9 protein-coding genes are annotated in these 11,567 nt (G+C 70.7%); 2 read left to right on the forward strand and 7 right to left on the reverse strand.

The features are described from left to right. Positions 1–76: 76 nt before the first annotated feature. From ABCR94_RS08400 to nsdA, 4 genes are all read right to left on the reverse strand, one after another. On the reverse strand, positions 77–2,554 hold the full coding sequence (locus ABCR94_RS08400; protein ID WP_347118557.1) for a [protein-PII] uridylyltransferase: 2,478 nt from the start codon (positions 2,552–2,554) through the stop codon (positions 77–79). 84 nt (positions 2,555–2,638) lie between these two features. After that, entirely contained in the window at positions 2,639–2,977 is a 339-nt protein-coding gene (locus ABCR94_RS08405; protein WP_347118558.1) for a P-II family nitrogen regulator, read from the reverse strand. Further along, entirely contained in the window at positions 2,974–4,338 is a 1,365-nt protein-coding gene (locus ABCR94_RS08410) for an ammonium transporter (protein ID WP_347118559.1), read from the reverse strand. Before ABCR94_RS08410 ends, ABCR94_RS08405 begins: the two co-directional genes overlap by 4 nt. Positions 4,339–4,680: 342 nt before the next feature. Continuing rightward, the gene (gene nsdA, locus ABCR94_RS08415) at positions 4,681–6,156 is read right to left on the reverse strand and encodes a transcriptional repressor NsdA (protein ID WP_347118560.1); all 1,476 of its coding nucleotides are present in this window, start codon (positions 6,154–6,156) and stop codon (positions 4,681–4,683) included. Positions 6,157–6,583: 427 nt separating this feature from the next. Between nsdA and ABCR94_RS08420 the strand changes: the two genes are divergently transcribed. After that, on the forward strand, positions 6,584–7,252 hold the full coding sequence (locus ABCR94_RS08420; protein ID WP_347118561.1) for a bifunctional DNA primase/polymerase: 669 nt from the start codon (positions 6,584–6,586) through the stop codon (positions 7,250–7,252). A gap of 154 nt (positions 7,253–7,406) precedes the next feature. Here ABCR94_RS08420 and ftsY read toward each other — a convergent pair whose 3' ends face one another. Both ftsY and ABCR94_RS08430 read right to left on the reverse strand, forming a co-directional pair. Then, on the reverse strand, positions 7,407–8,630 hold the full coding sequence (gene ftsY, locus ABCR94_RS08425; protein WP_347118563.1) for a signal recognition particle-docking protein FtsY: 1,224 nt from the start codon (positions 8,628–8,630) through the stop codon (positions 7,407–7,409). 74 nt (positions 8,631–8,704) lie between these two features. Continuing rightward, complete coding sequence (locus tag ABCR94_RS08430; protein WP_347118564.1) at positions 8,705–8,950, reverse strand: hypothetical protein; 246 nt, start codon at positions 8,948–8,950, stop codon at positions 8,705–8,707. Between the two features lie 55 nt (positions 8,951–9,005). Here ABCR94_RS08430 and ABCR94_RS08435 point away from each other — a divergent pair, with 55 nt between their 5' ends. Further along, on the forward strand, positions 9,006–9,992 hold the full coding sequence (locus tag ABCR94_RS08435; RefSeq protein WP_347118565.1) for an LLM class flavin-dependent oxidoreductase: 987 nt from the start codon (positions 9,006–9,008) through the stop codon (positions 9,990–9,992). 36 nt (positions 9,993–10,028) lie between these two features. On the opposite strand, the gene ABCR94_RS08440 is transcribed toward ABCR94_RS08435, so the two are convergent. Then, complete coding sequence (locus ABCR94_RS08440; protein ID WP_347118566.1) at positions 10,029–11,447, reverse strand: sugar porter family MFS transporter; 1,419 nt, start codon at positions 11,445–11,447, stop codon at positions 10,029–10,031. Positions 11,448–11,567: the final 120 nt, after the last annotated feature.

Raw genomic sequence — 11,567 nt, forward strand, 5'->3', positions numbered from 1 at the left:
CCCCGGCAACACAAGCGGCTCCCGCCCGTCGAACAGCGACGGGGCGGGAGCCCGGATCAGGACAATGCCGGGGCTGCTAACGCAGCTGGTCCTCCATCACCCGTGCCAACTCCGCGGCCACGGCGCCCGGCAGGGGGTCCCCCTGCGGGGTCGTCACATAGAACGCGTCGACCGCGTTCGCGCCCAGCGTCGACACATGCGCGCTGCGCACCAGCACCGAAGCGGCCTCCAGGGCGTGGCCGATGCGGTACAGCAGCCCCGGGGCGTCCTGCGCGCGCACCTCGATCACCGTCGCGACCTCGGAGCCCGCCGACGCCACCGTCACGCGCGGCGGCGGGGCATGGGAGCCCCGGCGGCGCGGGTTCTTCGCGTACGCCTTCTCGCGCTCCGCGAGCCTCCCCGGGATGTCCAGCGAGCCGTCCAGGGCCCGTACGAGATCGGCGCGCAGCCGGGCGGCCTGCGGGAGCGAGCCGTACTCGGCGGCGACCCGCCAGTCGAGCAGCAGCACCGCCGAGGGCGCCTTGCCGTCGGCGGCCACCGGGTCGGGCAGCTCGGCGGTCCGCAGCTCCGCCGTGCGTACGGTCAGCCGGTGCATCGCGAGGACGCCGGCCACGGCCGGGAGCACCCCGGGCTGGTCGGGTACGGCGATCAGCAGCTCGACGCCGAGCGGCTGTGGTGCGTCGCCCTCCTCCGCGGCGGGCCCCTCCGTCTGGGCGCGCAGCGACAGGACGGGGCCGCCGGTGCGGAAGGCCTCGATGGCGAGGCGCTCCTGCTCGGCGCTGGGGACGACGGGCTGCTCGGGCACTGCGGGTGCCTCGCCGGCCAGCACGGCGCCGACCCGCTTCGCCAGGTCGGTGACCAGTGAGGCGCGCCAGGTGGACCAGGCGGCGGGCCCGGTGGCCAGCGCGTCGGCCTCGGTGAGGGCGTGCAGCAGTTCCAGGGTGCCTGTGGTGCCGACGGCGTCGGCGACGGCCCGGACGGTGGCCGGGTCGTCCAGGTCGCGACGGGTGGCGGTCTCGACGAGGAGGAGGTGGTGGCGTACGAGCGTGGCGATCACCTCGACGTCCTGGCTGGTGAAGCCGATCCGGGTGGCGACGTCGCGGGCGATGATCTCGCCGGCGACCGAGTGGTCCCCCGGCCATCCCTTGCCGATGTCGTGCAGGAGGGCGGCGATCAGCAGCAGGTCGGGGCGGCCGACCCGGCGGGTCAGTGAGGAGGCCTGCACCGCGGTCTCCACCAGGTGCCGGTCGACGGTCCAGGTGTGTACGGCGTTGCGCTGCGGGCGGCAGCGCACCCGCTCCCAGTCCGGCAGCAGCCGGGTGATCAGCCCTTCCGCCTCCAGCGCCTCCCACACCCCGATGGTCGCCTGCCCGGCGCCGAGCAGCGTGATGAGTTCCTGGCGGGCCTCGGCCGGCCACGGCACGGGCAGGGGGCGTGCGGTGGCGGCCATGCGCCGTACGGCGTGCATGGACATCGGCAGCTCGGACTGCGCCGCCGCGGCGGCTGCCCGCAGGGGGAGCACGGGGTCGCGTTCGGGGCGCGCGGTGCGGGCGAGCACCACCTCACCCTCCTGCTCGACCACGCCCTCCGCGAGGGGGGTGCGGTCGTTGGCGGGCCTGTTGCCGAGCATGGCGCGCAGCCGGGGGCGCACGGAGCGGGCGCGCAGCACCCGGTTCACCTCGCGCCAGGTGACGTCGCTGGCGTACGAGATGGTGCGGGCCGCCTCGTACACCTCCCGCAGGAGGGTGTCGGCGTCGAGCAGGCCGAGTTCGGCGGCGACCTGGTCCTGCTCCTGGAGGGCGAGGCGGTCGGTGGCGCGGCCGGTGGTCAGGTGCAGTGCGTCGCGTACGTCCAGGAGCTTGCGCCGCGCCGCGTCGAGGCCCTCACGCGGGGCGTCGGCGAGCCAGGAGGCAGCGACGGCGCGCAGCACGGTGGCGTCCCGCAGTCCGCCCCGCGCCTCCTTGAGGTCGGGCTCCAGGAGGTACTGGAGTTCGCCCTGGCGTGCGGCCCGGTCCTGGCACAGTTCGTGGAGTTCGGGCAGGCGTTTGGGGGCGAGGTTGCGCCAGTCGGCGAGTACGGCTGTGCGCATCCCGGCGGTGAGCCCCAGGTCGCCGGCCACATGGCGGGCGTCGAGCAGGCCGAGTTGCACCTTGAGGTCCTCGCCCGCCGTCCTGCGGGCCTCCGCGGGGGTCCGTACGGAATGGTCGAGGTCCAGGCCGAGGTCCCAGACGGGGTACCAGACGCGGTCCGCGAGCGCGGCGATGGCGCCCTTCTCGGCGTTGCCGTCGTGCAGGAGCAACAGGTCGAGGTCACTGCGGGGCGAGAGCTCGCCGCGGCCGTAGCCGCCGACGGCGACCAGAGCGGCTCCCCGTACGCCGGCCGACCGTGCCGCCGTGCTGAACAGCGCTTCCAGCCACTCGTCGGTCAGCCGGGCGAGCCCGGTACGGCGCGGCGGCCCGGACTGCGTCTTCTCCTGGAGAAGTCGCAGCCGGGCCGCCGCGTAGCCGCTGGGTCCCGAGTCTTCAGTTCCGGTGCTCACTTCAACGCTCGTCACCCAGCAGCTCCCGTTCACGCTTTCGTTCTACGAGGTCCTCCGCAGGCCCAACGAGTGGAAGCCCCAGGAGATCCTCCGAAGGTCCTAAAGAGCGTCCGGGCCACGTTCGCCGGTCCGCACCCGAACCGCCGTCTCGACGGGGACGCTCCACACCTTGCCGTCGCCGATCTTGCCCGTACGGGCGGCTTTCACCACCACTTCGATGAGCCCTTCGGCGTCACTGTCCTCGACCAGCACCTCGATACGGATCTTCGGTACGAGGTCGACGGTGTACTCGGCGCCGCGGTAGACCTCGGTGTGACCGCGCTGGCGGCCGTACCCGCTGGCCTCGGTGACCGTCAGCCCCTGGACACCGAAGGCCTGGAGCGCCTCCTTGATCTCGTCGAGCCGGTGCGGCTTGACGACTGCGGTGATGAGTTTCATGCGTCCACCTTCTTGGTCTTCGGCCCGGCTCCGGCCGTGTCGGTCTGGCCCGGGGCGTGGACGGCCGTTCGGGTGGCCGAGCCGCCGCCGGCTCCGCTGAAGTCGTAGCCCGTTTCCGCGTGCTCGACCTGGTCGATGCCCGCGACCTCGACGTCCTCGTCGACCCGCATGCCCATCGTCTTGTCGATGGCGAACGCGAGGACAGCGGAGACGATCAGAGAGTAGGCCAGGACCGCGAAGACTCCGACGGCCTGCTTGCCGAGCTGGTCGAGCCCGCCGCCGTAGAAGAGGCCCTTGGCGTCGGACTGGACACCGCCGGTGGCGAAGAAGCCGACGAGGAGCGAGCCGACGACGCCGCCGACGAGGTGGACGCCGACGACGTCCAGGGAGTCGTCGTATCCGAGCTTGTACTTCAGGCCGACGGCCATGGCGCACAGCACACCGGCGATGGCACCGACCGCGATGGCACCGAGCGGGCTGACGGAGCCGCCGGACGGGGTGATGGCGACGAGGCCCGCGACCGCGCCGGATGCGGCGCCGAGGGTGGTGAAGGAGCCGTGGCGGAGCTTCTCGTACGCGAGCCAGGCGAGCATCGCCGCGGCGGTCGCGACCTGGGTGTTGACGAACATCACCGCGCCGACGCCGTCGTCGTTGCCCAGCCAGGAGCCGGCGTTGAAGCCGAACCAGCCGAACCACAGCAGACCGGCGCCGAGCATCACCAGCGGCAGGCTGTGCGGGCGCATCGGGTCCTTCTTGAACCCGACGCGCTTGCCGATGACGAGGATCACGCCGAGGGCGGCCGCACCCGCGTTGATGTGGACGGCGGTGCCGCCCGCGAAGTCGATGACGCCCATGTCGAAGAGCCAGCCGCCCTCGGCCCACACCCAGTGCGCGACCGGGAAGTAGACGACGGTGACCCACAGGGCGATGAACAGCGCCCAGGCGGTGAACTTCACCCGGTCGGCCAGCGCACCGCTGATGAGAGCGGGGGTGAGCACCGCGAACATCAGCTGGAATACGGCGAAGACATAGACCGGGATGGTGTAGCCGCCCCAGAGTTCGGTGACTCCGATGCCGCTCAGACCGACGTAGTCCGAGGACCAGCCGATGAAGGATCCGATATCGGTGCCGAAGGTGAGGCTGAACCCGTAGAGCACCCACAGGATCGTGACGATCCCGAGGCTGATGAAGCTCATCATGAGCATGTTCAGCGTCGACTTGACGCGGACCATGCCTCCGTAGAAGAAGGCCAGGCCAGGCGTCATCAGCATCACCATGGCGGAACAGATGAGCATGAAGCCGGTATTGGCGGCAGACAGCTCTGGGGCGTCTGCGGCAAGCGTCGTGATGCCTGGAGGCATCGGCGTCTCCTCGTCGTCGGTGCGGCCCGTGCGGGGGCGGAGCCTGTTGGCCTGTACGGCAAGAAAGGGGTGGGCCGGTTATGCGCCCTGAGGTTGGCCCAGCGCCGTTTCGGTCAGTGCCGCACGATGTTTCGCCACAGTGACGAAGAGGTCCCACGTGTTACGTACGAATGAACTCCGGGGTCGCATTCGAGTGACGCGGATACCCTCTGCCCTCATCGGAGCGGCCCGCGCCCGGGTACGTCAGGAACCGGCCGCGACAGTCACCCGCTGACCTGGCGCGGGGGAGCCGAGTCGGGCTGTACGGGGTGGCTGTCGCGGTCGGCGTCGGTGCGCCGCTGTTCAGACCGCTTCGGCGGCTTCGGGCAGCTGTGCGGCGAGCTGATCGGTCAGATCGACGACTTCGGCGATGTCGCCGAAGTCCCTGGCTGCCGTATCGACCGTCTTGCGGAGCCGGTTGTTGACGCGCTCGGAGCGCACACTCCGGGCGACACTCAACGCCTGCCCCGACAGCACCACGGACTGCTCGGGCTCCCTCTTGAGCAGATGCACGGTGGCCATGCCGATGAGGTTGAGTGCGTACGACCGCTGGTGCTCCGAGTCCTTGCCGAAGAGGTCAACGGCGCGCTGCATCACCGGCTCGGACAGTGAGGCGTAGGTCGGGCTGCGACCGGCCACATAGGCCAGGTCGCGGTAGGAGTGCGCGTTCTCCCCGTTGAGCTCGGCCTCGGAGAAGAAGCGGATCCAGTCGGGCTCGGGTTCGCCGTCCAGGCCGGAGTCCTCGAAGGTGTTCTCGGCCATCCGGACGGCCCGCTTGCACTTGCTGGGCAGGCCCATGTTCGCGTACGCGCGGGCCTCCATCGCATACAGCATGGCCTGGGTCCTGGGGGTGGCGCAGTCCCTGCTGCCGTACTGAGCGAGGTGGACGAGTTCCAGGGCGTCGTTGGGGCGGCCGAGGTGGATCATCTGACGGCTCATGCTGGACAGGACGTACGAGCCGAGCGGCTTGTCGCCCGCTTCCTTGGCGGCGTGCAGGGCGAGGACGAAGTACTTCTGCGCGGTGGGCTGCAGGCCCACGTCGTAACTCATCCAGCCGGCCAGCTCCGCCAGCTCCGCCGCGCACCTGAAGAGCCGCTTGGAGGTGGCCGCGGGCTGCGACTCCTGGAGCAGGTCGGTCACTTCGTGGAGCTGTCCGACGACGGCTTTGCGCCGCAGGCCGCCGCCGCACTGGGCGTCCCACTGGCGGAACATCATGGTCGTGGACTCCAGCAGGTCCAGCTCGGGGCCCGAGAGCCGTGACGGCCGCCGCGACGCGGCCGCCGGCTCCGGGTGTCCGGGCTCGCCGGGCGGGGCGGGCACCAGCCAGCGCTGCATGGGCTCGATGAGCGCGGGGCCCGCGGACAGCGCCAGTGAGGTCCCGAGGAAACCGCGCCGCGCGAGCATCAGGTCGCTGCGCGAGAACTCGCTGAGCAGCGCGACCGTCTGGGGGCCCGCCCAGGGCAGGTCGACGCCGGACACCGAGGGCGACTGGTGGGCGGAGCGCAGGCCGAGGTCCTCCACGGCGACAACGCTGCCGAAGCGCTCGGAGAAGAGCTCGGAGAGGATGCGCGGGATCGGCTCGCGCGGCTGCTCGCCGTCCAGCCAGCGGCGGACCCGTGAGGTGTCCGTGCTGATGTGGTGGGCGCCCATCTGTCGTGCTCTGCGGTTGACTTGGCGTGCGAGCTCTCCCTTGGACCAGCCGCTGCGTGCGAACCACGAGCCCAGCTGCTCGTTCGGGCGCTTTTCAGCGTTCATACCGCCTGCGCCGCTGCCGCTCACTGGAAGCCCCCATCCCGCTCAATCCTCTTTTGCACGAACCCCTAACAGAATGCCGTGAGTTGTGGCCCGCTGTCCGGAGGATGCGCCCCCTCGAACAGGAAAACGGGTTGCCTCCGGCATACCCGAATGCGTGCCTGTATCCGAGGTTCGTGTACTGAAAGTAATCCTACGATCACCCCTCCGGCGAGGGCGATCCCGGAAACGCCACCATTCGCCACCCCTTCGAATGAACTACCCCGCAGCCAGGCGCGATTCACTTGACATACGACGATCAGGAGTCGGCGGAGCGAAGTGCGCCGGGGCGCGCGGGCCGGACCGCACCACCTCCAGTGACACAGTGCGCCGCCGGATCCGTCCGGGCGGGACACACCGTTACCGGGCCGCTCCGGATCGTAACCACCGGTGCTTTTCACCCGTTGGAGGGGGCATGGGCTTCACGATCGGTGGCATCCGCGAGATCAGGTCCGGCTCACGGCGCCGCGCATCAGAGTGCACACCGGTGGCCGAGTACACCGGACTGTGGGGTTGGGCCGTGCGGCCGGGCGCCAGGGCCGGGGCCGCGGTCGGCGCCAGCGGGACACGGGAGTGTTCGTGTGCGGACACCGGATGCGGGGCGCCGGGCGCCCATCCACTGGAGTTCGCGCCCGAAGTGCCTGCGGGCGCCACCCTCGACGAGGTCACCAAGGCCTGGTCGCAGTTCCCGGGCGCGGCGGTACTGCTGCCGGTGGGCCGCACCTTCGACGTCATCGACGTGGCCGAGACCGCGGGGAGCAGGGCGCTCGTGCGGCTGGAGCGGATGGGGCTGCCGCTCGGTCCGGTGGCCGCCACCCCGGACGGCCGGGCGCACTTCTTCGTGGCCCCGGGGGCGACCGCCGAGCTTCCGCAGCTGCTCTACCGGATGGGCTGGGACGACGCGGACCTCGACCTGCGCGGCCTGGGCGCCGGCGATCACATCACGGCGCCGCCGTCCGACCTTGGCGGCCTGGGGCCGGTCCGCTGGCTGCGCCCGCCGGCCCTGGACACGGCGGTGGCGCCGCCGCAGGCCCGGCTGCTGCTGGGCACCCTGGCGTACATCTGCCACCGGCTGCTGCCCTGAGGAACCCGGGAAACCGAAGTGCCCCACCGCATCTGCACCATGCGGTGGGGCACTTCTTCGCTCGTACGCAGCCGCACGCACGCGGTCGCTCGTACGCAGTCACTCGCACACAGTCGCGCGTACGCAATCGCGCCTACGCGGCCGCTCGTGCGGGTCAGTCGCCGATCAGCGCGTCGACGAACGCCTCGGGCTCGAACGGCGCGAGATCGTCCGCACCCTCGCCCAGGCCGACCAGCTTCACCGGAACGCCCAGCTCGCGCTGGACCGCGATCACGATGCCGCCCTTGGCGGTGCCGTCCAGCTTGGTGAGCACGATCCCGGTGATCTCCACGACCTCCGCAAACACTCGCGCCTGGACCAGACCGTTCTGCCCGGTCGTCGCGTCGAGCACCAGCAGCACCTCGTCCAGCGGACCGTGCTTCTCCACGACGCGCTTGACCTTGCCGAGCTCGTCCATCAGCCCGGTCTTGGTGTGCAGGCGCCCGGCCGTGTCGATGAGGACGACGTCCGCGCCCTCGGCGATACCTTCCTTCACCGCGTCGAAGGCGACCGACGCGGGGTCGCCGCCCTCGGGGCCGCGCACCGTGCGCGCGCCGACCCGCTCGCCCCAGGTCTGGAGCTGATCGGCGGCGGCGGCGCGGAAGGTGTCCGCCGCGCCCAGCACCACGCTGCGGCCGTCGGCCACCAGGACGCGGGCGAGCTTGCCGGTGGTGGTGGTCTTGCCGGTGCCGTTGACGCCGACGACCATGACGACGCCGGGGGTCTCCTCGCCGCCTTCGGTCTTGACCGTGCGGTCCATCTCCGGGTCGAGGAGGCGCAGCAGTTCCTCGCGCAGCAGCATGCGGAGGTCGTCGGTAGTGCGGGTGCCGAGCACCCGGACGCGCTCGCGCAGCCGCTCGACCAGCTCCTGGGTGGGGGCGACGCCGACGTCCGCCGTGATCAGCGTGTCCTCGATCGCCTCCCAGGTGTCGTCGTCGAGGTGCTCACGCGAGAGCAGGGTCAGCAGACCCTTGCCGAGCGCGTTCTGCGAGCGGGCGAGCCGGGCGCGCAGCCGCACCAGGCGGCCCGCGGTGGGCTCGGGGATCTCGATCTCGGGCGCGACGGGCGGTGCGGCGACCGGATCCTCGACGGCGACAGGCCCGCCCAGGGCCGTCTCGGCGTCGGGGAGGTCCACCTCCTCGACGGTCCGGCGCGCCTCGTCGCGCGGTGGTGCCGCGTCCTCACCGACCTGCGGTTCGGCGGGCGGGGCAGTGATGGTCGGGGCGCTCGGCGGCGATGCGGGCGGCAGCTGCTTCTTCCTGCGGCTGCCGACCACGAGCCCGCTGATCGCGCCGACCGCGACCAGGGCGATGAGAACAACAAGAATGACGATTTCCATAACCCTCCCAGTATCAGTCACCCTCTTACCCGGCGAACCTTCCTGGAGGATCGCACCAGGACTCTAGGAGCGATTTAGACCTTTTGATGCGACCTTGGGTTGCCGTTCTCGGCCTGGATCGGCGTCTTCGGCTTGGACATGTTGCGGCGCCGCACGTACGACGGCGGCGCCCTGATGGCACCACGCGCACCAGCGCCCACGGGTACCGCGGCGGCCCTGCTGTGCGCGCTCCTGCCGAGGCCGAAGGACACGACCGTCAGGAGCGGCCCCGCGGCCAGGACCGAGCCGCAGCCCGCCGCGGCCCTGTCCATCTGACGCATCGTCAACTAACCTCCCCCTTCGCCACCCACCACCCGGCGAAGGGGGACGCCCGTCATGACTGTCACCGTGGTCAGGTTCAATCTCGTCGACCCCCGCGCGACCCCCGAGACCCTCTCGGCCCGGTATCGCGCCGCGCTTGAGATGGCCGCGTACGCGGACGACCGCGGCATCGCCACCGTGCAGACCGAGGAGCACCACGGCGCTGCCAACAGCTGGCTCCCCTCCCCCTTTGTCTTCGCGGGCGCGGTCTTCGGCGCCACCCGCCGCATCCAGGTCACCGTCTCCGCGGTCATCGGCCCGCTGTACGACCCTTTGCGGCTGGCCGAGGACATCGCCGTACTCGACCTGCTCAGCGGCGGCCGGCTGGTCACGGTCGCAGGGATCGGCTACCGGCCCGAGGAGTACGAGGCCCACGGCGTCCCGTGGAAGCAGCGCGGCAGGCTCCAGGACGAGCTGCTCGAAACGCTGCTGAAGGCGTGGACGGGCGAGCCCTTCACGTACCGCGACCGCACGGTCCGCGTCACCCCGCGTCCGTTCACCCAGCCCCATCCGATGCTGCTGGTCGGCGGCAGTTCCGAGGCCGCGGCCCACCGGGCCGCCCGGCTGGGGCTGCCGTTCTTCCCCAGCGCGCATCTGCCGGAGCTGGAGGCGTACTACCAGGCGCGGCGCGCGGAGTACGGGACCGGGGGCTTCTGCAGGATGCCCGCGGCCGAGACCGCGCTGCTGCACATCGCGCGGGACCCGGACCGCACGTGGGCCCAGTACGGCGAGCACTTCCTGCACGAGGCGCGGATGTACGCCTCCTGGCAGTCGAAGGGCATCCGCTCCGCCGTGCGGTCCACCGCAACCACCGTCGACGAGCTGCGCAGCGAGGGCGTGTACCGGGTGCTCACGCCCGACGCGTGTGTGGCACTGACGGAGGCCGACGGCAACACGGCGAGCCTGGTTCTGCATCCGCTGTGCGGCGGGATGCCCGTCGACGAGGGCTGGCGAAGCCTGCATCTGCTCTGCGAAGACGTACTGCCCCGGCTCAAGAGCTGACCGGGGCAGTACGCGACAGGACAGAGCAAAGGGGCGTCAGCCCATTTCCTCCAGCGTCTTGCCCTTGGTCTCCTTCACGAATTTGAGCACGAAGGGGATCGAGAGCACCGCGAAGAACGTATAGATGATGTACGTCCCGGAGAGGTTCCAGTCGGCCAGGCTCGGGAAGCTCGCCGTAATGGCCCAGTTGGCGATCCACTGCGCGGACGCGGCGACACCGAGCGCGGCGGCGCGCAGCCGGTTGGGGAACATCTCGCCGAGGAAGACCCAGACCACGACGCCCCACGAGAGGGCGAAGAAGAGCACGAACGTGTGGGCCGCGATCAGCGCGACGATGCCCTGGGTGTGCGGCAGCTTGCCGTCGACCAGGTCGGCGGAGAAGGCCCAGGACTCGAAGGCGAGGGCGATCGCCATACCGGTCGAGCCGATGAGCGCCAGCGGCCTGCGGCCGATCCGGTCGACGAACAGCATCGCGATCACGGTGCCGATGATGTTGATGATCGACGTGGTGAACGAGTAGAAGAACGATTCGCCCGGGTCGATGCCCACCGACTGCCAGAGCGTCGCGGAATAGTAGAAGGCGACGTTGATGCCGACGAGCTGCTGGAAGACCGACAGGCCGATACCCACCCAGACGATGGGCAGGAAGCCGAAGCGGCTGCCGAGCAGGTCCTTGAAGGTGGACTTGTGCTCGCTGTGCATCGCTTGCTCGATCTCGGCGACGCGGGCATCGAGGTCGACGTCCTTGCCCTCGACGTCGGCCAGGATCGCCTTGGCCCGGTCGGTCTTGCCCACGGAGATCAGGAAGCGCGGGGACTCGGGGATCGCGAAGGAGAGCATTCCGTAGATCACGGCCGGGACCACCATCACGCCGAGCATGACCTGCCAGGCTTCGATGCCGAGGACCTTGCCGCGCTGGTCGCCGTCGGCCCAGTTGAGGATGGCCCAGTTGACGAGCTGCGAGACGGCGATGCCCAGGACGATCGCGCCCTGCTGGAAGGATCCGAGACGGCCGCGGTACGCCGGCGGGGCGACCTCCGCGATATAGGCGGGGCCGATGACCGAGGCCATGCCGATGGCGATGCCGCCGAGCACCCGCCAGATGGCGAGGTCCCACAGGGCGAACGGCAGCGCGGAGCCCACCGCGCTGATCGTGAACAGCGCGGCGGCGATCCGCATGACGTGGATGCGGCCGATCCGGTCCGCGATCCGGCCCGCGGTGGCCGCGCCGATGGCGCAGCCGATCAGGGCGATGGCGATGACCTGGGCGAGGGTGCCGGATCCGACGTCGTACTTGCCGCGGATGCCTTCGACCGCGCCGTTGATCACCGAGCTGTCGTATCCGAACAGGAAGCCGCCCATCGCGGCCGCCGCCGTGATGAAGATGATGTGCCCGAGGTGGTCCGGGTGGGCGTTACGAGCTCCGGACGCCGCTGGTCGCACTGTGCTGGTCACATGAACTCCTGGGGCCTGGCCGCGTTGCCTGACGTGGGGCAAGCAGTTCAAGTGGCGCACAAACTTCAGGTCGCCCACCACTTGAAGGTAAAAACGACGTTGCAGAGACTATGCCTTCAA

Source organism: Streptomyces changchenzhani, assembly GCF_039766235.1.
Lineage (GTDB): Bacteria > Actinomycetota > Actinomycetes > Streptomycetales > Streptomycetaceae > Streptomyces.

Coding starts and splice junctions, on each gene's coding strand:
- ABCR94_RS08405 (WP_347118558.1), bottom strand. CDS start 2,977: ATGAAACTCATCACCGCAGTCGTCAAGCCGCACCGGCTCGACGAGATC.
- ABCR94_RS08410 (WP_347118559.1), bottom strand. CDS start 4,338: ATGCCTCCAGGCATCACGACGCTTGCCGCAGACGCCCCAGAGCTGTCT.
- ABCR94_RS08420 (WP_347118561.1), top strand. CDS start 6,584: ATGGGCTTCACGATCGGTGGCATCCGCGAGATCAGGTCCGGCTCACGG.
- ftsY (WP_347118563.1), bottom strand. CDS start 8,630: ATGGAAATCGTCATTCTTGTTGTTCTCATCGCCCTGGTCGCGGTCGGC.
- ABCR94_RS08430 (WP_347118564.1), bottom strand. CDS start 8,950: ATGCGTCAGATGGACAGGGCCGCGGCGGGCTGCGGCTCGGTCCTGGCC.
- ABCR94_RS08435 (WP_347118565.1), top strand. CDS start 9,006: ATGACTGTCACCGTGGTCAGGTTCAATCTCGTCGACCCCCGCGCGACC.